This is a genomic window from Bradyrhizobium sp. WSM4874 (genome assembly GCF_055811835.1).
Window position 1 is genome coordinate 17526 of record NZ_JBVVPR010000020.1, and the last position, 23698, is coordinate 41223.

Consider the following 23698-nt stretch of genomic DNA (forward strand, 5'->3'; position numbering starts at 1 on the left):
CTCACATCTTCATGTTCTTCATCGGCGGTCCGCCTGGTTGTTGCCGCACGGGCTCCGGGGCCGGCGGCGTGATCTCGTAGGCGACTGTGCCTTGCGGGAATTGGTAGGGGCCGGGATCGCGATAGTCGTCGCGCGCGAGGCCTTCGCGGATCTTCATCACCGTGAACATGCCGCCCATCTCGATCGGGCCGAACTGACCGGTGCCGGTCATCATCGGCAGCGTGTTATCGGGCGCGGGCATCTCCATGTTGCCCATCGCCATGCCGGTCGAGCCCATCGCCATGCCGTCGGGCGCGAGCTTGCCGACGGCTCTGGCGAGATCCTTGCGCGACACCCCGATCATGTTGCGCATGTCGTGTCCCATCGCATTCATGGTGTGATGCGACTTGTGGCAGTGGAACGCCCAGTCGCCGGGATTATCGGCGAGCACGTCGAACACCCTGACGGCGCCGACCGGCACGTCCGTGGTCGTTTCCGGATATTGCGCGCTCTCCGGAATCCAGCCGCCGTCGGTGCAGGTCACGGCAAAGCTGTGGCCGTGCAAATGGATCGGATGATTGGTCATGCTGAGATTGCCGATGCGCACGCGCACCTTGTCGCCGAGCCTGACCGGCAGCGGATCGATGCCGGGAAACACCCGCGCATTCCAGGTCCACATGTTGAAGTCGGTCATCTCGTTGACCTGCGGCAGATACGTGCCGGGATCGACGCGATAGGTACTCATGACGAAGACGAAGTCGCGGTCGACCGGACGGAAGTTCGGATCGCGTGGATGCACGACGACCATGCCCATCATGCCCATTGCCATCTGCACCATCTCGTCGGAATGCGGGTGGTACATGAAGGTCCCGCTCTTCTTCATTTCGAACTCGTAGACGAAGGTTTTTCCCGGCTGGATGTGCGGCTGCGTCAGTCCGCCGACGCCGTCCATGCCGCTCGGAATGATCATGCCGTGCCAGTGCACGGTGGTGTATTCGGGCAGTCTGTTGGTGACGAAGATGCGGACCTTGTCGCTCTCGACGGCCTCGATCGTCGGACCCGGCGACTGGCCGTTATAGCCCCACAAATTCACCTTCATGCCCTCGGCGAATTCGCGCACCACGGGCTCGGCAACGAGATGGAATTCCTTCCAGTCGCCGTTCATGCGGAACGGCAGCGACCAGCCGTTCAGCGTGACGACGGGGCGATAGTCCGGCCCACTGATGGGGTGCAGCGGCGGCTGCATCACCACCTTCTCCATGTGCGGGGCTTCCGGAATGGAGGCGGCCTGCGCGCGGCCGCTGACGACAGATGCGCCGGCGAGCGCGGCGCTGCCCAGAAATCCTCGGCGGGAAAACATGTTGGCCTCCATGTCAGTGACCGCCATCGGCAGGCGCTGCCGCGGCGAGAGTGGTTGAATTGTCGCCGTCAGCAGGCGCGCCGCCGCCATTGACGGCGGTCTGCAAGTCGGACTGGGCAAGGAAAAATCTTTGCCTGGCATCGATTGCGCCGCGCAGCGACGCGAGCCGCTGCCGCGCCTCGGTGAGCAGCGCAAAAATATCGACCTGCATGCTGGAGAAGCGGAGCTGCATCTCCTCGGTGATGATTTTTCGCAAGGGGATGATCTCGCGCTGATAGTGGCTGGCGATGTCGTAGCCGGAGCGATAGATCCGGTAAGCATCGCGCGCCTCGGAGCGTACATTCACGGCGCGCTCGGTCAGCCGATTGAAGGCGAAATTGTAGGTCTCCGCCGCCTGCCGCACCCGCACCTCGCCGCCGTCGAAGATCGGGATCTGGAACTGCACGTCGAAGCCGCGCTCGCGGAACGGCGCGCCTTCCGGATCCCGGGTCCGGCGGGAGATGCCGGCGAGATCGAGCAGGGTCACGAAGCGGGTCGCCTCGGTGAGGTTCAGCGATTTCGCCAGCGCCGTCAGCTCGAGCCGCGCGATCTGAAGGTCGATGCGATGGGCGACCGCGTCGGCCTCGATCGAGGGTAAAGCCTGCGGCCGGCGCGGCAGCGGCGGCAGCTGGTTGGGCAGCCGGAAGTCGAGGCCGCCGTCCCACAGTCCCATCAGGCGCGCCAGCTTTTCGCGCCCGCTCGTCGCCGTCTGTCGCGCGGTGGCGAGGTCGGCGGTGGTTTCGGCGTAAAACACCTGTTCACGGGCCTGATCGAGCTTGTTGATCGAGCCGGTTTCGCCGAGCTTCACTGCGAGCTGCGCGGTCGATTCCGCCGTCGCCTTCGCATCCGTCAGCAACGCCACCATCTCGTTGCCGCCAACGGCGCGCCAATAAGCGCGGCGGACATCGGCGGCAAGCCGCAACGTCGCCAGGCTAGCTCGCAATTGCGCCTGGCGGAAACGGTCGCGGGCGATCTCCGAGCGGAACGGCAGGCTGGCGAGCGCGAGGATGTCGCCGACAATTTGACGTTCGATTTCGCTGGCGCCGTTGCCCGAGATCCGCGAGACCGAGAACACGGGATTGGGCGGCAAGCTCTGCTCGACGAGATCGGTCTCGGCCAGCGCGAGCTCGTTATAGGCGGCTTGAAGCCCCTTGTTGTTGAGCAGTGCGATCTGCACGGCGGTCTCGACGCTGAGTGTTCGCGAGAGTAGCTGGTGAACGCGCGCGTCGACCGCGCCGGCTCCCTCGGCCGTTCGCACGAAAGCGACATCCTTGTTGATGGTCTGGCTCGTCAGCTCGGAGACGGCATTCATGCCGCTGTCGGGCGAGAAGGCGGCACAGCCCGACAAGCCGACCGAGGCAAGAACGAGCAGGCTTGGCGCGAGACGGTGTGTCATGGCGCGCTCCTATCGGTCTTGCTTGGGTTGCGGCGCGACGCTCTCGTTGCGCTCGCGCCATGGTGCGGGCGTCGCAGGCCGCAGGCTGGTGTAGGGCGCAATCGTCGAACGATAGCCGGCGCGCGCGACCTTGGCCGCGGGATCGGCAGGATCAGCGCCGGCGATTTGTGTCGTTGCCGGCATGCAGCCGGACAACGCCAATGCGGTCGCGGCCAGCAGCGGCCAATTGAATCGAAAGTGTCGCCCCCGCGCTGCGGATGCGGCGGCGGACTTCGCCTCGGAAAGCGTAAGCATGAGTCATCCCTGATCTGTCTGGAGACCACAGGCTCGCGCGCGCGGATGCGCGCTCGGCCTGACGTCCTCGCGCGTCAGATCAGGCGATGGGAGGGCGGTAGTGCAGGGGCGGTGCCGCGCTGTGCAGGCTGGCCACGATCTCGGGCGAGCAGGCGGAAACCGGCTGAAGCGGCTTTGCGACGCTGGGCAGGTCGGCAGGCAGCGCGCTTACGCACATCATCGCGCAGCACGGTCCTGGCGTACCCTTGCCGTCGTGATGATCGGGCACGGGCGCGTCCTGCGCGGCGGCCTGGTGATGCGCATGTGCCCCTGCGTGGTCATGCGAGGCGCCGTCATGCGTGTGGCCGGCCTGGATCTGGTGATGCACCGGCCCGAGGTCGGCGAGGAGCGTGTCGTCGAGGCACGGTGCTGGACCGCTACCCCAGGCGAGGCTTGCTGCCGGCGCGAGCACGCAGAACAGATAGGCGAGGGCAATGAAGCGCCCCACCCTGATCCGCATCGATCGTGTCAATCGCAGCAACATTCCGCCGACTTGCTCTTCGCGCGGCCATGTTGCACGCGCTGATTTGCAAAATAATGACAAAACGCGCGTTCGCCAAGCTCCTTCTTACCGCAGTGCACCGTGCATGCCCAATATCGCGCCACAATGCTTGACCCTGTGGCGATGTGCGGGCCATGGTCCCGCCCGTGCACGCGCCAAATCAATCAGGACAAACACCTGAAGCATTCACCCCTGATTCGCGTCAGGCCTGGATGCGCCTCGTCATTGCGCTTCTGATCGGCTCGATCGGCGGCGTCGGCATGTGGGCGATCGTCGTCATGATTCCCGCGGTGCAGGCCGAATTCTCCGCCACGCGCGGCGCGGTGTCGCTGGCTTTCACCCTGATGATGTTCGGCTTCGGGCTGGGCGGCGTCATCGCCGGCCGGATCACCGATCGGTTCGGAATCGTGGCGGCGATGGCAATCAGCATCGCCTTTCTCGGCGTCGCCAATGTGCTGGCGGGTCTGTCGACCCAGCTCTGGCAGTTCGTGGCGGCGTATTTCCTGATCGGGCTCGGCACGTCGGCGACCTTCGCGCCGCTGATGGCGGAGGCCTCGCACTGGTTCGAGCGTTATCGCGGCCTGGCCGTGACCATCGTCGCGAGCGGCAATTATGTCGCCGGCACGATGTGGCCCCCGCTTGTGAGCACGGGCATGCAGACGATCGGCTGGCGTTACACGCACATCGGCATCGGCCTCGTCTGCGTGAGCCTGATGACCATCCTGGTGCTGGTCCTGCGCGCGCAGATGGGCGACGACAAGGTTCACGATCATGCCAATGCAGCGCCGCCGCGGGTCGACCTCAAGCTCTCGACCAACACGCTGACGGTGCTGCTCTCGATCGCGAGCATCTCCTGCTGCGTCGCCATGGCAATGCCGCAGGTGCATATCGTCGCCTATTGCGGCGATCTCGGATATGGCGTGGCTCGCGGCGCCGAGATGTTGTCGCTGATGATGGCCTGCGGCATCGTCAGCCGGATCGGCTCGGGCTATCTCGCCGACAAGATCGGCGGCATCCCCACGCTGCTGATCGGTGCGGTCGCCCAGGGATTTGCACTCGTATTCTATCTGTTCTTCGACAGCCTGACCTCGCTCTATCTGATCTCCGCGATGTTCGGCCTGTTCCAGGGCGGCATCGTGCCGAGCTATGCCATCATCGTGCGCGAGGCGATGCCGGCGAGCGAGGCCGCAACCCGCGTCGGCATCGTGATCTTCGCGTCCGTGTTCGGCATGTCGTTCGGCGGCTGGGTCTCGGGCGTCATCTTCGACGCGACAGGTTCCTACGCGGCTGCGTTCGCCAACGGCGTGGCGTGGAACGCGCTCAATATCGGCATCGTCTTGACCCTGCTGATCCGGTCGCGGATGAATGCCGTCAGGACCGGTCCGGGTTTTGCGACCTAGACTGCCTGTCCCGCCTTCAGCAGCGAACAACCCGTGATCTTGTAGCTGCCGTCTGCCTGCTGCTCGAGCGTGTAGAGGGCTTCCCAGGCCTCGCCATTGGCATCGATGATATGGACGTGCTGGGCAATTCGGCTGCCGTCGCTTTTGCTGTCGCCAAATTCAAAGCTCTTGTGCCGGTAGACCGGCGGATAGCCGTTTTGCACCATGGACATGAAGATCTCGGGCGTGGGGAAGATCTCCCGGATCGCCAGCGCGGCGTAGGAATAGGCCGCGCTCGCGTCGTCGCGGCCGAATGCCTGCTGTTGCGGATGACGCCCTGTGCCGTCGCGACATCGTTGGCCCGTGCTGAGACGGGACCGAAGGCGACACTGAGAAAGACCAGCAAGGCGGCGATGCGCATGACAGGCTCCGCGTTGAAATCCCGGCGGCGCCGATCCTAGCACATCTCGCGGGCTATCGCTTCCGCTTTGCAGCCGGCTTCGCGGGCTTGGCGGCCGCGCGGACCTTGGCTTTCATGACAGGCTGCACCCGCAGCCCGTCAACGAACACGTCGAGCATTCGCAGCACCGAGGATTGCCAACCGGGCTGGTCGTGCATGTAGCACATGCCGAAGAACGCGCGCAGCAAGTCCTCGGGGCTGACGTCTGCCCGCATGGCGCCGGCCGCGGCTGCGCGATCGAGCAGCGAGCCGATCGCCTTGGTCAGGCGTTCAAAGGAAAAGGCATGCAACTCCGACCCGCTCTGCACCGCGAGTGCCAAGGCTGCCACCATGCCCTTCTTGGTGGCAACGAATTCGACCCCTGAGCGCAGCCAGCGCCTGAGCGCGTCGACGGGGTCCTTCGCGTTCTTCAACTGCTCGGCGAGTTCGCTGAGCTGCTCGACCTCGCGCCGGTACACCGCCTCGAACAGATCCTCGCGGGTCGGGAAATGCCGATAGAGCGTGCCGATGCCGACGCCGGCGCGTTTTGCCACCGCCTCGAGGCTCGCCTCCGGCCCGCCCGCGTTGAACACGGCCTTGGCCGCCTCGAGCACGCGCTCGCGATTGCGCACGGCATCGGCGCGGGGCTTCCGGGTCTGGTCGGTGTGCTCGTCCATCCACGCAATGTAGATCACGAATTGGTTAGATTGAACCCTTACGGGGCTGCATCGCGTTGATGCGCACGGGCTTTTGACGAATTCCAAATATTTCCCGCCGACTCTTGTTAAGCGGAGGCTGCCTCCGTATCTTTGCTGAAGACGTTGGCCCGGATGATGTTCGGGCGGCGCATGTCGACGGCGGCCACGGCGGTGGCGCGCTGCGCGACGACTCATGTCCATATCTGATCGGAGCCTTGTATGAACCACTCCATCAGCCTCACCGTGAACGGTGCGCGGCGCGACTTCGTCCTCGACGATCCCCGCGTCACGCTGCTCGATCTCTTGCGTGAGCGCCTCCATCTGACCGGAACCAAGAAGGGATGCGATCGCGGCCAATGCGGCGCCTGCACCATTCTCGTCGACGGCAAGCGCATCAACTCCTGTCTCGCGCTTGCCATCAGTCATGACGGCGCCGACATTCTTACCATCGAGGGCGTGGCGCGCGGCGACCAGCTTCACCCCGTGCAGGCCGCCTTCATCGCCCATGACGGATTTCAGTGCGGCTTCTGCACGCCCGGCCAGATCATGAGCGCCATCGGCATGATGAGCGAGGCGCAGGCCGGCAACGATCCCGAGCGCATTCGCGAATGCATGAGCGGCAATCTGTGCCGCTGCGGCGCCTATGCCGGCATCGTCGATGCCGTGCTCGACGCGCAGGCCGGCATGGACGAATCCAATCAGAGGCGCTCCGCATGAAGCAGTTCGATTATGTCAGGCCCGCCACGGTCGCCGAGGCCGTCGCTGCCGCGGCCCAGCCGGGCGCGGTCTATCTCGCCGCCGGCACCAACCTGCTCGATCTGATGAAGGGCGGCGTCAGCCGTCCGGATCGTCTGGTCGACGTCACCCATCTCGACGGGCTCGATCTAATCGAGCGCCTTGCCGACGGTGGCATCCGCATCGGCGCGCTGGTGGGCAACGCCGATCTTGCGCATGACGCCGACTTTGCAAAGTCCTATCCGGCCGTCGCCGAAGCGCTGCTCTCCGGCGCATCGGCGCAACTGCGCAATGCCGCGACCGTCGGCGGCAACCTGCTGCAAAGGACGCGCTGTGCGTATTTCTACGACACCGCCAGCCGCTGCAACAAGCGCGAGGCCGGCAGCGGCTGCGACGCGCGCGACGGCGAAAACCGCACCCACGCCGTGCTCGGCTGGAGCGAAAACTGCATCGCCACGCATCCGTCCGACTTCTGCGTGCCCCTGGTCGCGCTTGACGCCATCGTCGAGATCGAGGGCAGGAACGGGCGGCGCGAGATCGCGCTCGACGAACTGCATCGCCTGCCCGGCGATACGCCCGAGCGTGATTCGGCGCTCGAACCGGGTGATCTCATCGTCGCGGTGCGCCTGCCGCCTGCGGCGCGGGGCTTTGCCGCGCATGCGCGCTATCTCAAGGTCCGCGATAGAACGTCCTACGCGTTCGCCGTCGTCTCGGCTGCCGCTGCGCTGCGGATCGAGAATGGCAAGATCATGGAGGCGCGGCTTGCGCTCGGCGGTGTCGCCGCAAAACCCTGGCGCGCCCGCGCTGCGGAGGACGTGCTCAAGAACGTCGCGCCCACGGTGGACGCTTTCCAGGAAGCCGCCTCGCGCGTGCTCGCCGACGCAAAACCGTCTGGCGACAACGCCTTCAAGATCGAGCTCGCGCGCCGCATCGTCGTGCGCGCGCTGGGCCTCGCCGCCGCCGGTACGCCCGCGCGCATCTCCGCGCTGCCGGCCTCTCCCTTTGCCTCGACGTCCGGAGCCATTCATGCCCGAGCTTAATCTCACCAGCGCACCCGCTCATCTGCGCCACGGCTCGAACATCGGCCAGCCGCTGACCCGCCGCGACGGGGTCCTCAAGGTCAAGGGCCAGGCGACCTACGCCGCTGACAACCATCCGCCCAGCATGCTGTTTGCGGTGATGGCCGTCGCCAGCATTTCGCGCGGCCGCGTGACCTCGCTGGACGTCACTGCTGCCAAGCGCCATCCCGGCGTCATCGACGTCATGACGTCGGACCACAAGCCCGAGCTCGCGATCGACCCCGAGATCAAGACCAATCCATTCGTATTCCGGATGGAGGTGTTGCAGAGCAATGAGGTCCGCTACGCCAACCAGCCCATCGCCGTCGTGATCGCCGAGACGCTGGAGGCGGCGACGGAAGGCGCGGCACTGCTGGCGCCGCGCTACGAGACGCTGCCCGCGCTCATCGGCCTCGATGCGGGTGAAAGCTTCGTGCCGCCGGTCGTCGGCGTCGGCAACCCGACGGAAAATCACCGCGGCGATGTCGAGGCGGGACTTGCGTCTGCCGACAAGCGGATCGACTCGGTTTACGAGACGCCGCCGCAATATCACAACGCAATGGAGCCGCATGCGATCGTGGCGGCCTGGGACGGCGACAGTCTGCAGATCGACATGCCGACTCAAGGTCTCATGCTGTCGCTGGCGCGTGTTGCCGAATTGTTCGGCATCGCCCACGACAAGATCCACATCCGTAGCCCGTTCCTCGGCGGCGGGTTCGGCTCGAAGGGGCTCATGGCCGGTCCTCCGGTCCTCGGCATCATGGCGGCGAAGCTGGTCGGCAAGCCGGTCAAGCTGGTGCTGCGGCGCGAGCAGATGTACGGCCCGGTCGGCCATCGCGCGCCGACGCGGCAGCGGCTGCGCATCGGCACCGATGGCGAGGGGCGCCTGACGGCGCTCGATCACCATGCGAGGACCGTGTCGAGCACGTTCGATGATTTCTACGAGCCCGCGGCCGATGCCTCGCATACGCTCTATGCGGCGCCTGCGATCCGCACCTCGCACGATGCCGTGCGCGTCAACACCGGCACGCCGCTGTTCATGCGTGCGCCCGGCGAGGCGACCGGCTCGATCGCGCTGGAGAGCGCGATCGACGAGATGGCCTGGGCCTGCGGCATCGATCCGCTCGCCTTTCGTCTGAAGAACTATGCCGAGGTCGAGCCGATCACGGGGAAGCCGTTCTCGTCCAAGGCATTGCGTGCCTGCTACGACCAAGGCGCGGCGCGTTTCGGCTGGGCGAAGCGACCGCTCCAGCCGCGGCAGATGCGCGACGATGCCGGCCTTCTGGTCGGCTGGGGCATGGGTACCGCGACCTTCCCGGCGCTGATGTTCCAGGCCGAAGCGCGTGCCGTGCTTCGCCGCGACGGCTCCGGTGCCATGGAGATCGGCGCGCATGACATGGGGCAGGGCGCCTGGACGGCGCTGGCCCAGATCGCGGCCGACGAACTCGGGCTCGAGATCGACCGCGTCGAGTTCAAGGCGGGTTCATCCGACCTGCCCGATGCCGGCATTGCCGGCGGCTCAGCACACACGGCAACCGCGGGTGCTGCGATCCACAGCGCAGGCGCGGCCGTGATTGCAAAACTCGCCGATCTCGCCACCGGTGACGAGCGCTCGCCGCTGTTCGGTGCGGGCAATGCCGGCGTGATCGCGCGCGATGGCCGGTTGATCCGGCGCGACGACGAGAGCCGCGGCGAAAGCTATTCCGAGATTCTCGCGCGCGCCGGCGTCGCCGAGGTCGAGGCGCGCGGCACCGGCGCGCCGAATCCGGCGGCGATGGAGGAGTATGCGATGCACGCCCATGGCGCGGTATTCGCTGAGGTGAAGGTCGATCCCGAGCTCGGCCAGATCCGCGTCACCCGCATGGTCGGCGCCTTCGCCGCGGGACGCATCGTCAACCCGCGCATGGTGCAGAGCCAGCTGTTCGGTGGGATGATCTGGGGCCTGTCCTTCGCCTTGCACGAGGAAGCCATCACCGACCGCCGCACCGGAAGGATCATGAACGCCAATCTCGGCGAGTACCATATCCCGGTGAATGCCGACGTGCCGCCGCTCGACGTGATCACGGTCGAGGAGCACGATCCGCATGTGAACGCGCTCGGCATCAAGGGTGTCGGCGAGATCGGCATCACCGGCAGTGCAGGGGCAGTCGCCAACGCGGTGTGGCATGCGACCGGTGTGCGTGTGCGCCGTTTCCCGATCCGGATCGAGGAGTTGCTGAAGTAGCTTTGAGGCCGCGGCGGGCGAGGCCTTCTCGCCCCCGCGTGCTAGTGCAGCTTCTTGCGAAGAGCCTTGAGCGCTTCTCGCTGCGACTCGATGTAGTTCGCGATGGCCTTGCGCAGCTCCTCCGAATGGAGCTTGTCGCTGTCGCGCTGCACTTCATCGAGTGCAGCCTCTGCATTTGCGAGCGTGATCTTCATAGCGAGCCCTGTTACGAAGCGGCTCCGGAAAGCGGAGGCTGCTTGGCTATGGCTCGAAACATATAGAGGATCAGGCTGCGGAAATTGAGATGGCTCAAGCTCCGTAAGATACCGGTGGCGCCGTAGGATTGCGGACAACTTCAAAACGTTGGAGGCGTGCAGGCCGAGATCACCTCGCACGGCTTGCCGCCGACGCAGCGGAAGCGATGCGGGCGACGGCTCTCGAAGTAGTAGGCATCGCCCGGATTGAGGATGCGGCGCTCGTCCTCGACGGTGACTTCGAGCTTTCCCGAGATCACGATGCCGCCTTCCTCGCCGTCATGGACGAGGTGAACGCGCCCGGTGTCGCTGCCGGGCTCGTAGCGCTCCTTCAGGATCTGCAGGCTGCGACCGAACAGATTGTCGCCTACTTGCCGATACGAGATCGGCTTCTTGCCGACCTCGGTCAGCTCTTCACCGCGGTAGAATATCTTTCGCCGGCTCTCCGGCTCCAGCGCGAAGAACTCGGCGAGCCCCATCGGGATGCCGTCGAGGATGCGCTTGAGCGCTCCCACGGACGGGTTCATCTGGTTGGATTCGATCAGCGAAATCGTCGAATTGGTGACGCCGGCGCGTTTGGCGAGTTCGCGCTGCGACAGCTTCTGGCGCGCCCGGATGAATCGCAGCCGTCCACCGATATCGACGCTCATGTCCCTGTCCCGTGTTGCAGGTGTTGCGGATCGCGCAAATATGGACCGGCAGCCCCAGTCAAATCAATGGCTTGCAGCTCATCAGAAAAGGACTTGTTGCGCTTTTCAAGCCGTGCCTCTGGTAGCAGGTCAGCAAAGGAGCGTGGCCCGTGACCCTTCATCAGATTCCGAACACCATCAAGACCGACTCGTTCTGGATGCCGTTCACGGCCAACCGGCAGTTCAAGAAGGCGCCGCGCCTGTTCTCCTCGGCCGAGGGCATGCATTACACCACCGTCGACGGCCGCAAGGTGATCGACGCCTCCGCCGGCCTCTGGTGCGTCAATGCCGGCCACGGCCGCAAGCAGATCGCCGCCGCCGTCGAGCGCCAGCTGATGACGCTGGACTTCGCACCGTCGTTCCAGATGGGCCATCCGCTGGCATTCGACTTCGCCGAGCGTCTGGCCGAGATCGCACCGAAGGGCCTCGATCGGATCTTCTTCACCAATTCCGGCTCAGAGTCGGTCGACACCGCGCTGAAGATCGCGCTCGCCTATCACCGCGCCAACGGCCAGGCGAGCCGCACCCGCCTGATCGGCCGCGAGCGCGGCTATCACGGCGTCGGCTTCGGCGGCACCTCGGTCGGCGGCATGGTCGCCAACCGCCGCGCCTTCGCGACCCTATTGCCTGGCGTCGACCACATTCGCCACACCCATGATCTCACCCGCAACGCCTTCGCCAAGGATCAGCCCGAGCATGGCGCCGAGCTCGCCGATGATCTCGAGCGGTTGGTGGCCTTGCACGGCGCCGAGACCATCGCGGCCGTCATCGTCGAACCGGTGCCGGGCTCGACCGCGGTGTTGCCGCCGCCGAAGGGCTATCTCCAGCGCCTGCGCGAGATCTGCGACAAGCACGGCATTCTCCTGATCTTCGACGAGGTCATCACCGGCTTCGGCCGCCTCGGCACCCCGTTCGCCGCCAACTTCTTCGGCGTCACGCCTGATATGATGACGACGGCCAAGGGCATCACCAACGGCACCGTTCCCTGCGGCGCCGTGTTTGCGAGCCGCAAGGTGCATGACGGCCTGATGGTCGGCCCGGAGAACGCGATGGAGCTGTTCCACGGCTACACCTATTCGGCGCATCCGGTCGCCTGCGCCGCGGGCATCGCCACGCTCGACATCTACAAGGACGAAGGCCTGCTGACGCGCGGTGCGTCGATCTCCGAATACTGGCGCGACGCGCTGCATTCGCTGAAGGGCCTGCCCAACGTCGTCGACATCCGCAATTGCGGCCTGATGGGCGCGGTCGAGCTGTCGCCGCGTGACGGTACGGTCGGCGTGCGTGGCTACGACGTCATGGTCGACTGCTTCAATCGCGGGCTGTACTTCCGCATGAGCGGCGATAGCTTTGCGCTGTCGCCTCCGCTCATCGTCGAGAAGAGCCACATCGACGATATCGTGTCGATCCTCGGCGACGCCATCAAGCGGGTGGCCTGATAATTGCTCTCGCCGTTGCGGAGTTTCCTCTTGCAGCGGCGAGCGTGATGCCGCGGGAGTTTGACGAAGCGTGAAAGTTCTGATCCTCGGCAGCGGTGTCATCGGTGTCACCTCTGCCTACTACCTCGCGCGTGCCGGCCATGAGGTGACGGTTGTCGACCGTCAGCCCGAACCGGCGCTCGAGACCTCCTTTGCCAATGCCGGCGAAGTTTCGCCCGGCTATTCCTCGCCCTGGGCCGGTCCCGGCGTTCCGGTGAAGGCGGTCAAATGGCTGCTGATGAAGCACGGCCCGCTGGTGATCCGGCCGAAGCTCGATCCCGTGATGTGGGTCTGGCTGCTCAAGATGCTGCGCAATTGCACCAGCGAACGCTACGCGATCAACAAGAGCCGGATGATTCCGATCGCGGAATATAGCCGCGATTGCCTGCGCGACCTGCGCCGCGACATCGGCATCCAGTATGACGAGCGCTCGCAGGGCACGCTGCAGCTGTTCCGCTACCAGGCCCAGCTCGACGGCACCGGTGAGGACATCGCCGTGCTCAAGGAGTACGGCGTGCCGTTCGAGGTGCTGAGCCGAGAGGGCTGCATCGCGGCCGAGCCGGCGCTGGCGGGCGTGAAGGAGAAGTTCGCGGGCGGACTGCGTTTGCCGCAGGACGAGACCGGCGATTGTCACATGTTCACGCAGGCGCTGGCCAAGCACGCCGAAGCGCTCGGCGTGCGCTTCATGTTCAATACCGGCATCGACCGCATCGTCACCGACGGCGCGCGCGTCAGCGGTGTCGCGACCAGTGCCGGCATGTTGCAGGCAGACGCTTACGTGCTCGCGCTCGGAAGCTGGTCGTCGCGGCTGGTCGTGCCCCTCGATATTTCGCTGCCGGTCTATCCCGTGAAGGGCTATTCGATCACTGTGCCGATCAAGGACGCTTCCGGCGCGCCGGAATCGACGGTGATGGACGAGAGCTACAAGGTCGCCATCACCCGTTTGGGTAGTCGTATCCGCGTCGGCGGCACCGCCGAAATCTCCGGCTTCTCGAGCCAGCTCTACGACGCGCGCCGCGCCACGCTCGATCACTCGCTGACCGATCTGTTCCCGCGCGGCGGCGATCTCTCCAAGGCGACGTTCTGGAGCGGTCTGCGCCCGATGACGCCGGACGGCCCGCCCGTGATCGGCCCGACGCAGTACGCCAACCTTCACCTCAACACCGGCCACGGGACGCTAGGCTGGACCATGTCCTGCGGCTCCGGCCGCGTGCTCGCCGACATGCTGTCGGGCAAGAAGCCGGACATTGATGTGAGTGCGCTGACGGTGGACCGGTACAAGTACCGGTTTGGCTAAGTGAGGCCGTCATTCCGGGGCGTCTCGAAGAGACGAACCCGGAATCTCGAGATTCTCAGGTGCGCAATCGCGCACCATAGTTCGATGCTGCGCATCGCCCCGGAATGACGGGCTGCACTACCCCGTCCCCGTCACGCAATTCACCCACAGCACCACCGCCTTGGCATCCTCAGCCGGATTTGAAAACCGGTGCGGCCTCCGGCTGGCAAACCGAAAACTGTCGCCGGTCTTCAGCGACCATGTCTCGTTGTCCACCGTCAGCATCATCTCGCCTTCGAGAACGAGGCCGGCTTCCTCGCCGTCATGGGTATAGAGCTCGTCGCCGGTGGAGCCGCCGGGCTCCAGATGCACCAGGAATAGGTTGAGCCGGTTGTCGGTGCTGGCGGGGCTCAGCAATTGCTTGGACACGCCGGTGCGCCAGAGCTTCAGTTCGGGCCGTTGAAGCCCGCGCGTGACGATTTGGTCGGATGCACCGTCGGCGCTCGGGCTCGCGCCGAACAGCGCGGCGATACCGACGCCGAGCACGTCGGCGAGCGTGGCGAGCACGCGCAGCGACGGCGACGACAGACCGCGCTCGATCTGGCTGAGGAAGCCGATCGAGAGATCCGTGCGCGAGGCGACCGTCTCGAGCGAGAATTGCCTGATCCGCCTGAGATCGCGAATGCGGCGACCGACCGCGACATCCATCGCCGGCTCGGCCGCTTTCGCAATAGTCCTGGTGCTGGCGCTGGCGTTCACCTTCACCTTTATCTGCACCTTCTTCACCCGCTTTGCGGCGGCCGGTCTGCGCATTCTTTTGCCACCGCTCACGTCAAACCGCTTCCTTCATGTGCATGAAAACCGCTTGCATCGCTCGTGAAAATGTGACCAAATTTTCATACTGGTGAAAATAGGCCGAAACGGCTTGGCCCGCAACGTCTGCGATGACGAGATCTGCGAGCGCCGCCATCGGTCGGGCCCAAGGGGGATGCGATGAAGCGTTTTGGTCTGGCCGCGGTCGCGGCACTCGCGATTGCCGCAGCAGCGCCGGCTTCGGCGCAGCAAGTGCTGAAGGTCGGTTCGACGCCGACAGGCATTCCCTTCACGTTCCTCGACACTAAGACCAATACAATCCAGGGCATCATGGTCGATCTCGTCACTGAAGTGGGCAAGGATGCCGGCTTCAACGTGCAGATCGAGCCGATGCAGTTCTCGGCGCTGATTCCGTCGCTGACATCGAGCAAGATCGACATCATCGCGGCCGCGATGTTCATCACGGCGCCGCGCAAGGAGGTCGTCGACTTCTCCGATCCGATCTACACCTATGGCGAAGGCCTCGTGGTCCCCAAGAGCGATACCAAGGCCTACGCCACCCAGGACGATCTGAAGGGCGAGACGGTCGGCGCCCAGGTCGGCACCGCCTTCGTTGACGCGCTGAAGAAGTCCGGCCTGTTCGCCGACGTCAAGGCCTACGACACCATCCCCGACATCCTGCGCGACGTGAACACCGGCCGCCTCAAGGCCGGTTACGCCGACTATCCGATCCTCGCCTACAATCTGAAGCAGGGCGGCTTTCCCGAGGTGCGCCTGGTCGATGGCTATAAGCCCGTCACCGTCGGCTCGGTCGGCATCGGCGTGCGCAAGGGTGAGACCGCGCTGCTCGGCAAGATCAACGCCTCGCTCGCCAAGCTGAAGGCCAACGGCACCATCGACAAGATCCTCGATAAATGGGGCCTGAAGGCACAGGGTTGATCGCCAGACGCCAATCGATGAAAGCTGATTGATGAAGGGCTTCTGGCACGACGCGGCCGAATTCTTCCCGATCCTGATGAGCGGCGTCGTGCTGACGATCGTCGTCACCATCGGCTCGCTGCTGCTATCGACGGTGCTTGGCCTCGTCTGGGCGATGATGCGGGTCTCCGGCATCCGCGTCCTGTCGCTGCTCAGCGCCAGCCTGATCAACGTGATCCGCGGCATTCCGATCATCGTGCTGTTGTTCTACCTCTACTTCGTGATGCCCGATCTCGGCGTCACGCTGTCCGCGTTGCAGGCCGCGATCCTCGGGCTCGGCATCGCCTACTCGGCCTATCAGGCAGAAAATTTCCGCGCCGGCATCGAGGCGATCGACAAGGGGCAGATCGAGGCGGCGCAATCGATCGGCATGGGCTGGTGGCTGACCATGCGCCGGGTCGTGCTGCCGCAGGCGGTACGCATCGTGCTGCCGCCCTATGGCAATGTCATGATCATGATGCTGAAAGATTCCTCGCAGGCCTCGACCATCACGGTCGCCGAGCTCGCCCTTCAGGGCAAGCTGATCGCGTCCTCGACCTTCAAGAACACCAACGTGTTTACGATGGTTGCGCTGATGTATCTCACCATGAGCATTCCGCTGATCCTGCTGGTCCGTCACTTCGAGAAGCGGGCCGGCAAGAAATGATCGAGCTGACCGACGTCCACAAGAGCTTTGGCGAGAACGAGGTGCTCAAGGGCATCACGGCGTCCGTGCAGAAGGGCGAGGTGGTCTGCATCGTCGGCCCCTCCGGCTCCGGCAAGTCAACCATCTTGCGCTGTATCAACGGTCTCGAAAGCTATGACCGCGGCGAGATCAGCGTCGAAGGATTGAAGGTCGACCGCGACGCGCCGTCGATCGTGAAGGTCCGCACCCAGGTCTCGATGGTGTTCCAGCGCTTCAATTTGTTTCCGCACCGGACGGTGCTGGAGAACGTGGTCGAAGGTCCGCTCTATGTGAAGAAGGAGCCGCGCGCTGCCGCATTCGAGCGTGGCCGCGCGCTGCTCGCCCAGGTGGGCCTTGCCGAGAAAGCCGACGAACATCCGCCGCAGCTCTCCGGCGGCCAGCAGCAACGCGTCGCGATCGCGCGGGCGCTGGCGATGCAGCCCAAGGCCATCCTGTTCGACGAACCGACCTCGGCGCTCGATCCCGAGCTCGTTGGGGACGTTCTCGGCGTGATGCGCAAGCTCGCCGATGACGGCATGACCATGGTCGTCGTCACCCATGAGATGGGCTTTGCCCGCGACGTCGCCGACCGTGTGCTGTTCATTGACGGCGGTGTTATCGTCGAGCAGGGGCCGGCAAAATCGGTGCTCAATCAACCGCAGCATGCGCGGACGCAGGACTTTTTGCGCCGCGTGCTGCATCCGCTCTGACCGGTTCTTGCCATGACGCGCCTGCCGCTGCCACCCTCGCTCTACGCCGACACCGCCGTGGCGCCGGTTGCGACGCCGCCGCTCGACACGGACAAGAATGTTTCCGTCGCCATTATCGGCGGCGGCTACACCGGCCTGTCCACCGCATTGCATCTGGCGGAGCAGGGCGTCGAGGCACTGGTACTGGAGGCGCAGGAGCCGGGCTGGGGCGCATCCGGCAACAATGGCGGCCACACCAATCCCGGACTGAAGCACGATCCCGATCAGATCGAGGCCGATTTCGGCGCTGAGCTCGGCCGCCGCATGGTCGCGTTCTCCTACGGCACGACGAACTTCACCCACGATTTGATCCGTCGCTACCAGATTCCGTGCGAAGCGCGGCAGAACGGCACGCTGCGCGCGGCCTATAATGAGGCCAGCGCCGCCGCGATCGAGACAACCGCACAACAGTGCATCGCCCGTGGGATGCCGGTGACGTACCTCAATCGCGAGCAATTGCGCGAGATGACCGGCACCGATCGCTACATCGGCGCCATGCTGGATACCCGCGGCGGCGACCTGCATCCGCTCAGCTACGCCCGCGGCCTTGCGCGCGCCGTGATCTCCGCGGGCGCGCAGGTGCATGGCGAAACACCGGCACTATCGCTCCGTCGCGAGGGCAGCCGCTGGCGCATCGAGACTCCGCGCGCGGTGGTTCATGCCGACAAGGTGCTGCTCGCGACCAACGGTTTTACGGACGATCTCTGGCCGGCGCTCCGCCGCACCATCGTGCCGGTGTTTTCCTCGATCGCCGCCACGGCGCCGCTGTCTGATGACGTGGCACGTTCGATCATGCCGACGCGACCGGTGCTCTACGAGAGCGGCCACATCACCGTCTATTACCGCATCGATCAGCAGAACCGCCTCTTGATGGGTGGTCGCGGTCCGATGCGCTGGATCAATTCGCCGCGCGACGTCGCCTATCTCATGCGATATGCCGAGCGGCTATGGCCGCAGCTCAAGGGCGTTGCCTGGACCCATGGCTGGAATAGCCGGCTCGCCATCACAGGGGATCATTATCCGCATGTGCACGAGCCCGCGGACAACATCCTGATCTCGCTCGGCTGCAACGGCCGCGGCGTCGCGCTCTCGACCGCGATGGGCGCGCAACTGGCGCGCCGTCTGATCGGTGGCGCCAAGGCCGAGATCGACATGCCCGTCACCGGAATCAAGCCGATCCCGATGCATACGTTGTGGCCGGTGGGCGTGACGACGGCAGTGATCGCTGGTCGCGTGCGGGACCGGCTGGGGATCTAAGCCTCAGCCCTCGACCACCGCGTCGGCCCACGGCTGGAAAATCTCGACTGCGCCGGAATTGGTGTCGCCGTCGCGCATCACCACGCTCGGGCAGGCGAACTTCTGCGGCAAGGACTGCACCCGCGCTTCCTCATAGTCGAAGCGCGCCGCGAGCGTCTCGCGTGTGCCCGCAGGCAACCTGGTATCGCCGATCACGATTGCGCCTTCGCTGGCATCGATGCGCGGCTGATGGATCGCGGCATCGAGATCCATGCCAAAATCCATCGCAAACGATACGATCTGCATCACCGAGGGCAGGATGCGGCGACCGCCCGAGGCGCCGACCGCGAGCCGCTTGCCGTCCTTGGCCTCGGCGATGACAGGCGTGTAGTTGGTGAGGCAGCGCTTGCCAGGGGCGAGCGAGTTGGTGGTGCCCGGCGTCGGGTCGAACCACATGATGCCGTTGTTCATGGCGATGCCGGTGTTCGGCGTGACATATTTCGAGCCGAAGGAAGACAGCAGCGTCTGCGTCACCGCCGCGATGTTGCCGTGGCGGTCGACCACGGAGAAGTGCGTCGTGCAGGCGGGCGCCAGATAGTCCGCGCCGAGCGAGCGCTTGCCGTCGGCATCGCCCATATCCTTGAGCCGCTCGCGATAGGCTGATTGCAGCGCGGCGGCATATTCGACGTAGGCGGCTGCATCGGGCGCGCTTCCCGGCTTAAAGTTCTGTTGCAACAGGCGCAGCGCATGCGCCATCGTCGGTCCGGCCGTGAGCTCCGGCGTCGCAAACACCTTGCCGCCGCGATAGGGGATCGCCAGCGGCTCGCGCGGATGGGCCCGGAACGCGGCGAGGTCCTCCACCGACAGCGCGCCGCCGTCAGCCTTGATGTCGGACGCGATGCTCCTGGCGAGATCGCCCTGGTAGAAATCGTGCGGACCGGCGGCCGCGAGATGCGACAGCGTCGCCTTCAGTGTGTCCAGCGGCAGTCGCGTCTCTGACTTGATGCCCCATGGCGCGCTTGGCGGCAGGCCGTCCTTCAGGAACGTTGTCGCACTCGCGGGATAGCGCCGAAGATCGGCCGCCGATGCCGCGATCGTCAGCGTGGTCCACCAGTCGACCAGCAGGCCTTCGCCGGCGAGGGCGACGGCCGGCGCGACCAGATCCTTCCACGGCAGCCTGGCGTGACGACGATGCGCCTCTTCCATGCCGGCGACGACGCCGGGCACGGCGATCGCGCCGGGGCCGTGGATGTTGCGGTCGTCCTTGACCCGCTGCCAGGGAAACAGATCGGAAGCCGCGCCTTCGCCGCTGAGCGGATAGTCGGCGGTGCGCAGGCTTTGCGGGGCGCACATGCCGTAGTCGATCACCTCGTAGCGATTTTCCGCCGCACGGTAGAGCACCATCGCGCCGCCGCCGCCCATGCCGCTGTTCCAGGGCTCCAGCACGTTGAGCGCGAAGGTGGTGGCGACGATCGCGTCCACACAGTCGCCGCCTGCCGCCAGCACTTGCGCCCCCACTTCGGCCGCCCGCCGCGATTGCGCAGCGACGATGCCGCCTTTGGATGTAACGGCGGGCTTGCGGACGGTTTGGGCGTGGCTGAACTGATGAGGCATGATGATGTCTGTGTGCTGTTTTCGGTTTGGCTTCGTTGCGCTGGGCTCCGCAATGGGCGGAGTGCCCGGACAATGGCACATCGTCCCCACCGAGAATATCGAAAGGGAGGCGCGACATGGCTGGTGTGAAGCAGGCGGGGGAGGCGCCAACACGTGAATGCCCGGGGGTGGCCCGGGCATCATGAGTCGAGAGACCGATCAGTGGGAAGCAGGAGCCGCAGGGCTCAGCGGGCGCGATCCAGCCGGCTGGCCTGATACTTGGCGTGCCATTTCGGGCCAGGCCCGCGCATGTAGTGGAGCTCGGGCCGGTAGGGATTGCCGGCGATCCGGATCAGCGTCTGCCATTTGCTGGCGACGAAGCTCAGGGGCTGGCGGAGCAGGGTCAGTGACGCGAGCAACATGGCATCACCTCAGTGCGGCTTGCCGAGCATGGCAGTGAAGGGGAGGTCGAAGATCTCCTCGCCGTCGGAGCCGCTGACATGGATCACCCAGTCGCGCCAATCCTCAGCGCCGGGCGTTAGGATCATCGCGTTCATGATCTGGGCGGCACGGTCGCGCGCCTCGGTCAGATTGGTCACCGCTGTGCCGCTGCGATCGATCAGCGTGCCCTCGGTATTTGAGCAGTGAAAATAGACCTGGACCATATGCGTCTCCTATTGGGAGCGATTGGGACGGCAAACCGATACCATTCCAAGCCTTCGCGAAACATTCGGGTCGAGCCCGGTAAGGGAATCTACGGAGATTGGTCGGCGCCAAGCCCCCTGCTGGTTTGATCACAAGGGGGTGTTGATCAACTGGACGGCATTCCCACGGCATGGAACAACCCTGGACGGAAAGTCCGGGAGGCGCCGTGAACCACCTCACATTCTGGCGTGAACGCCGAAGCCTGCGCGTATGCGCGGGCGCCTTGGTGATCCTCCTGACCTTCGCCTCGGTAGGCTCGTCAGAACCGGTCCGCAAGAGCGGTTATGCGATCGGCCCGGAGACCTGCGGCAGCTCCGATCTGGTTTTTCCAAGAATCCAGATCGACATGAAAGCGGGATTTTGCGCCGGCCTCGTCGCTAGCGGGGAGGATCGGCTGAAATTCCCGCGCTCGATCATCCAGGTGCCCGGTCGTGACCTGTTCGTGGTCGCGGACATGGCGGGCTGGGGCCATACCGACGGCCGGCTGCTGTTGCTCGACCCGCGTGCACCCCAGGGACAGCGGTTCAAGGAGCTGCTGACTGCAATCGAATATCCGTTCGGCCTCGTGATCGGTCCGGACAAGAAGCTCTATGCCTCGAGCGCGGAGACGATCTTCCGGTTCGATCCGCTCGCCGACAAACCGCGCGATACGGTCGAGACCATCGTCCGTCACATGCCGGGCCGCCGGATCACATTGCCCGACGGCACCAGGGTCGACGAGAGCGCGCATCCACTCAAGCAGTTTGTCTTTGATAAGAACGGCCGCCTGTTCGTCAACATCGGCTCGCACAGCGACGACTGCATCACGCCGGCGCCGATCACAAAGCCTTGCGCGGCGGCCGAGGGCGCTTCCGCGATGGCGTCGATCTGGCTGTTCATGCCGCCGCCGGGCGGTATCTTCCCGGCGTTGAAGCCTGGCGATGCCGACCCGCCGCATAGCGTCTATGCGCGCGGCCTGCGCAACTCGATGGCACTGGCGCTGCACCCGAGCTTTCCCGATGCTGGTTATGCCTTCCTGCAAGGCGAGAACGGTCGCGACCTGCCTGACATTTTCAAGCCGAACGAGGAGATCAATGCGATCGAGCAGGCTCGGCATTACGGCTGGCCCTATTGCTACGATCTGTCGACGCCGAGTCCCGAATTCAGGATCGTCTTGCAGGCGGGAATCTACAAGTCGCTGTGCACCTCCAACGTTCTCTACAAGTCGCCGTTCTCGCTGCTGCCGCCGCACGGTGCGCCGCTCGCGATGCTCTATTATCACGGCGTGAAATTTCCGGAGCTCGAGGGCAAGCTGCTGGTCGGCCTGCACGGCTATCGCCCGACCGGCAGCCGCGTCATCGTCTATGACGTCGACGACCACGGCTTCCCGAAGCCCGCCCCGGCGCCGGTGCGCTATCATGTCAGTTGCGCGGCCGATCCGACCCACAGCTTTCACACCGAGGCCGGCGACGTCGCCGCGGCGCCGTTCGAGGAGCTGATTGCAGGCTGGCACCGCGTCAACGGCGCGCGGCCGCAAGGTGCGCCCGTCGGCATGACGGTCGCGGAGGACGGCGCAATCTGGTTGGTCGAGGACAAGAACCAGACCGCGATCCGGATCGACCGGGCCGCGGGCGATGCGCCCGCGCCGTTGCCCTGCGACATGCGTAGCCAGGCGCTGATCGATCAACTGGCGGTCTTCGTTGCCAGGGACGCGCAGAACAGCGTCCGGCTCACCAATTTGCGCAAGGGCCTCGTCGAGAAGCATTGCGTCGGCTGTCACTCGGATTTCGGCCTGAAGCCGGGCCAATCTGACGCACAGAAGGACGCGACGGTGCTTCGCTTCATGCTGTCACAGGACGGCTGGATCTATCCTGGTGATCCAGACTCCGGCAAGTTGCGCACGCGGCTTCGCGGGTTAGGCGCGGAGAAGCTGATGCCGCCGGGTGGCGAAGGCTTGCCGAAGGCCGAGCCTGGTTACACGCGCCTGCTCGACACGGCGGATCTGCTGGTGTCAAAAATGGTTCCGGGCATCCGGATGCGGATCAAGCCCGGCCCGCCGCAGCGCAAGTTCTTTGGGAAAACCAACAAGGAATGCGGCGAAATACCGGCTGCCAAGGTCGTCGTCGTGACACAAAGGAACGCTGTAGACAAACCCGGCTTCAGCCGCTTCTTCCGGCCGGCCGATCCCTATCTGAATGGCGAGTGCAGCGACGGCGATGGCTATTACATCCGGCAGGAATTTCTGGTGCCTGTGCAGTAGCGTTGTTCTCGTCCTTGCGACGGCACCGGTCCGAGCGGAAACGAAACTGTTCGAAAGCGTACAGGTGACGCCATCAGGCGAATACACCTTTGGCATCGAAGGCCCGGCCGCCGATCTCGACGGCAACCTCTTCGTCGTCAATTTCGGCAAGCCCGGCACCATCGGCAAGCTGCCTGTCGGCGGCGCGGCGTCCGTGCCGTTTACGGCTTTGCCCGAGGGCAGCGTCGGCAACGCCATCCGCTTCGCGCGCGACGGCACCATGTTCATCGCCGACTACAAGAAGCACAACATCTTCGCGATCCCGAAGGGATCGACCGAGCCAGCCCTCTGGTTTCACTCCGACGAGATGAACCAGCCCAATGACATCACCATCGCCCGCGACGGCACGATCTACGCGAGCGATCCGAACTGGAAAGGTCGCGAAGGTCACATCTGGCGCATCGCGAGGGGCGCCGACGGAACGGTGCAGGGACAGCTCATGTCGGCGCCGCGCGCGATGGGCACGACCAACGGCATCGATCTCAGCCCTGATGACAAGACGCTCTATGTCGGGGAATCCAGCAGCGGCCAGATCTGGTCCTACACGCTCGGCGGCAACGAGCTCACCAGTCCAAAACTCGTCAAGGCGTTTCAGCCCGACACCGTCGACGGCCTGCGCACCGACGTGGCCGGCCGCCTCTATGTCGCGCGCATCCTCAAGGGCACGATCACGTTGATGAAGGCCAATGGCGCGGTCGAGCGGGAGATCGCGCTCAGGGCCAAGGAGCCGACCAATCTCGCCTTCGGAGGCCACGACGGCAAGACGATCTTCGTGACCCAGCGTCAGGGCGGCTTCGTCGAGTCCTTCCGCACCGACCAGCAGGGCCGCGAGCACTGTCTTCAGCGCGGGCGCTGCTGAGTTTC

23 protein-coding genes and 1 pseudogene are annotated in these 23698 nt (G+C 65.1%); 12 read left to right on the forward strand and 12 right to left on the reverse strand.

The features are described 5' to 3' along the window. Window position 1: 1 nt before the first annotated feature. From AC0L3P_RS20960 to AC0L3P_RS20975, 4 genes are all read right to left on the reverse strand, one after another. Window positions 2–1339, reverse strand: a complete 1338-nt coding sequence (locus AC0L3P_RS20960) for a copper oxidase (RefSeq protein WP_473304607.1) — start codon at window positions 1337–1339, stop codon at window positions 2–4. A 13-nt stretch (window positions 1340–1352) separates the two neighbouring features. Next, on the reverse strand, window positions 1353–2774 hold the full coding sequence (locus tag AC0L3P_RS20965) for a TolC family protein (protein WP_473304609.1): 1422 nt from the start codon (window positions 2772–2774) through the stop codon (window positions 1353–1355). Between the two features lie 9 nt (window positions 2775–2783). Continuing rightward, the gene (locus AC0L3P_RS20970; protein WP_275172198.1) at window positions 2784–3068 is read right to left on the reverse strand and encodes a hypothetical protein; all 285 of its coding nucleotides are present in this window, start codon (window positions 3066–3068) and stop codon (window positions 2784–2786) included. 79 nt (window positions 3069–3147) lie between these two features. Next, complete coding sequence (locus AC0L3P_RS20975) at window positions 3148–3591, reverse strand: hypothetical protein (protein WP_473304613.1); 444 nt, start codon at window positions 3589–3591, stop codon at window positions 3148–3150. A gap of 152 nt (window positions 3592–3743) precedes the next feature. On the opposite strand from AC0L3P_RS20975, the gene AC0L3P_RS20980 reads away from it, so the two are divergent. Next, window positions 3744–5009, forward strand: coding sequence for an MFS transporter (locus tag AC0L3P_RS20980; protein ID WP_473304615.1), 1266 nt, complete (start codon window positions 3744–3746; stop codon window positions 5007–5009). Here AC0L3P_RS20980 and AC0L3P_RS20985 read toward each other — a convergent pair. Then, window positions 5006–5409, reverse strand: a pseudogene (locus tag AC0L3P_RS20985) (DUF4864 domain-containing protein). The gene AC0L3P_RS20980 and the pseudogene AC0L3P_RS20985 overlap by 4 nt on opposite strands. 53 nt (window positions 5410–5462) lie before the next feature. Then, on the reverse strand, window positions 5463–6104 hold the full coding sequence (locus AC0L3P_RS20990; RefSeq protein ID WP_473304811.1) for a TetR/AcrR family transcriptional regulator: 642 nt from the start codon (window positions 6102–6104) through the stop codon (window positions 5463–5465). A 240-nt stretch (window positions 6105–6344) separates the two neighbouring features. Between AC0L3P_RS20990 and AC0L3P_RS20995 the strand changes: the two genes are divergently transcribed. Genes AC0L3P_RS20995 through AC0L3P_RS21005 form a run of 3 tightly spaced genes read left to right on the forward strand, consistent with a single transcriptional unit; the run spans window position 6345 to window position 10142 of the window. After that, window positions 6345–6842, forward strand: coding sequence for a (2Fe-2S)-binding protein (locus tag AC0L3P_RS20995; protein ID WP_027568188.1), 498 nt, complete (start codon window positions 6345–6347; stop codon window positions 6840–6842). Then, window positions 6839–7900, forward strand: a complete 1062-nt coding sequence (locus AC0L3P_RS21000) for an FAD binding domain-containing protein (protein ID WP_473304617.1) — start codon at window positions 6839–6841, stop codon at window positions 7898–7900. The genes AC0L3P_RS20995 and AC0L3P_RS21000 overlap by 4 nt, the downstream gene beginning before the upstream one ends. Then, the gene (locus AC0L3P_RS21005; protein WP_473304619.1) at window positions 7887–10142 is read left to right on the forward strand and encodes a xanthine dehydrogenase family protein molybdopterin-binding subunit; all 2256 of its coding nucleotides are present in this window, start codon (window positions 7887–7889) and stop codon (window positions 10140–10142) included. Before AC0L3P_RS21000 ends, AC0L3P_RS21005 begins: the two co-directional genes overlap by 14 nt. A 41-nt stretch (window positions 10143–10183) precedes the next feature. Here AC0L3P_RS21005 and AC0L3P_RS21010 read toward each other — a convergent pair whose 3' ends face one another. Continuing rightward, on the reverse strand, window positions 10184–10336 hold the full coding sequence (locus AC0L3P_RS21010; protein ID WP_167552259.1) for a hypothetical protein: 153 nt from the start codon (window positions 10334–10336) through the stop codon (window positions 10184–10186). Window positions 10337–10476: 140 nt separating this feature from the next. Beyond that, window positions 10477–11025, reverse strand: coding sequence for a cupin domain-containing protein (locus tag AC0L3P_RS21015; protein ID WP_007606338.1), 549 nt, complete (start codon window positions 11023–11025; stop codon window positions 10477–10479). Between the two features lie 149 nt (window positions 11026–11174). On the opposite strand from AC0L3P_RS21015, the gene aptA reads away from it, so the two are divergent. Together aptA and AC0L3P_RS21025 are read left to right on the forward strand one after the other, a co-directional pair. Next, a complete protein-coding gene (gene aptA / locus AC0L3P_RS21020) occupies window positions 11175–12503 on the forward strand; it encodes an omega-aminotransferase AptA (RefSeq protein ID WP_018455698.1) in 1329 nt (442 codons plus the stop codon). Between the two features lie 70 nt (window positions 12504–12573). Then, on the forward strand, window positions 12574–13839 hold the full coding sequence (locus AC0L3P_RS21025) for a D-amino acid dehydrogenase (RefSeq protein WP_473304622.1): 1266 nt from the start codon (window positions 12574–12576) through the stop codon (window positions 13837–13839). A 117-nt stretch (window positions 13840–13956) separates the two neighbouring features. Here the strand turns inward: AC0L3P_RS21025 and AC0L3P_RS21030 are convergent, their stop codons facing one another. Beyond that, window positions 13957–14631 carry a helix-turn-helix domain-containing protein gene (locus AC0L3P_RS21030; RefSeq protein ID WP_473304624.1) on the reverse strand — a complete coding sequence of 225 codons (675 nt, stop codon included), beginning with the start codon at window positions 14629–14631 and terminating at the stop codon, window positions 13957–13959. Between the two features lie 180 nt (window positions 14632–14811). Between AC0L3P_RS21030 and AC0L3P_RS21035 the strand changes: the two genes are divergently transcribed. The 4 genes from AC0L3P_RS21035 to AC0L3P_RS21050 are packed head-to-tail and all read left to right on the forward strand — an operon-like array spanning window position 14812 to window position 18279. Further along, a complete protein-coding gene (locus tag AC0L3P_RS21035; RefSeq protein ID WP_275172183.1) occupies window positions 14812–15570 on the forward strand; it encodes an ABC transporter substrate-binding protein in 759 nt (252 codons plus the stop codon). Between the two features lie 31 nt (window positions 15571–15601). Further along, entirely contained in the window at window positions 15602–16255 is a 654-nt protein-coding gene (locus AC0L3P_RS21040; protein WP_007600584.1) for an amino acid ABC transporter permease, read from the forward strand. Further along, window positions 16252–16983, forward strand: a complete 732-nt coding sequence (locus tag AC0L3P_RS21045) for an amino acid ABC transporter ATP-binding protein (RefSeq protein WP_473304627.1) — start codon at window positions 16252–16254, stop codon at window positions 16981–16983. Before AC0L3P_RS21040 ends, AC0L3P_RS21045 begins: the two co-directional genes overlap by 4 nt. A 12-nt stretch (window positions 16984–16995) precedes the next feature. Further along, window positions 16996–18279 carry an NAD(P)/FAD-dependent oxidoreductase gene (locus AC0L3P_RS21050; protein WP_473304629.1) on the forward strand — a complete coding sequence of 428 codons (1284 nt, stop codon included), beginning with the start codon at window positions 16996–16998 and terminating at the stop codon, window positions 18277–18279. Between the two features lie 3 nt (window positions 18280–18282). Here the strand turns inward: AC0L3P_RS21050 and AC0L3P_RS21055 are convergent, their stop codons facing one another. The 3 genes from AC0L3P_RS21055 to AC0L3P_RS21065 form a co-directional block, all read right to left on the reverse strand. Beyond that, window positions 18283–19872 carry a gamma-glutamyltransferase family protein gene (locus AC0L3P_RS21055; protein ID WP_473304632.1) on the reverse strand — a complete coding sequence of 530 codons (1590 nt, stop codon included), beginning with the start codon at window positions 19870–19872 and terminating at the stop codon, window positions 18283–18285. Between the two features lie 224 nt (window positions 19873–20096). Next, the gene (locus AC0L3P_RS21060; RefSeq protein WP_275172179.1) at window positions 20097–20273 is read right to left on the reverse strand and encodes a hypothetical protein; all 177 of its coding nucleotides are present in this window, start codon (window positions 20271–20273) and stop codon (window positions 20097–20099) included. A gap of 9 nt (window positions 20274–20282) precedes the next feature. After that, window positions 20283–20516, reverse strand: coding sequence for a DUF6894 family protein (locus AC0L3P_RS21065; RefSeq protein WP_007600593.1), 234 nt, complete (start codon window positions 20514–20516; stop codon window positions 20283–20285). Window positions 20517–20722: 206 nt separating this feature from the next. Between AC0L3P_RS21065 and AC0L3P_RS21070 the strand changes: the two genes are divergently transcribed. After that, a complete protein-coding gene (locus AC0L3P_RS21070) occupies window positions 20723–22795 on the forward strand; it encodes a PQQ-dependent sugar dehydrogenase (RefSeq protein WP_473304635.1) in 2073 nt (690 codons plus the stop codon). Continuing rightward, the gene (locus tag AC0L3P_RS21075; RefSeq protein ID WP_354065295.1) at window positions 22752–23693 is read left to right on the forward strand and encodes an SMP-30/gluconolactonase/LRE family protein; all 942 of its coding nucleotides are present in this window, start codon (window positions 22752–22754) and stop codon (window positions 23691–23693) included. The genes AC0L3P_RS21070 and AC0L3P_RS21075 overlap by 44 nt, the downstream gene beginning before the upstream one ends. Window positions 23694–23698: the final 5 nt, after the last annotated feature.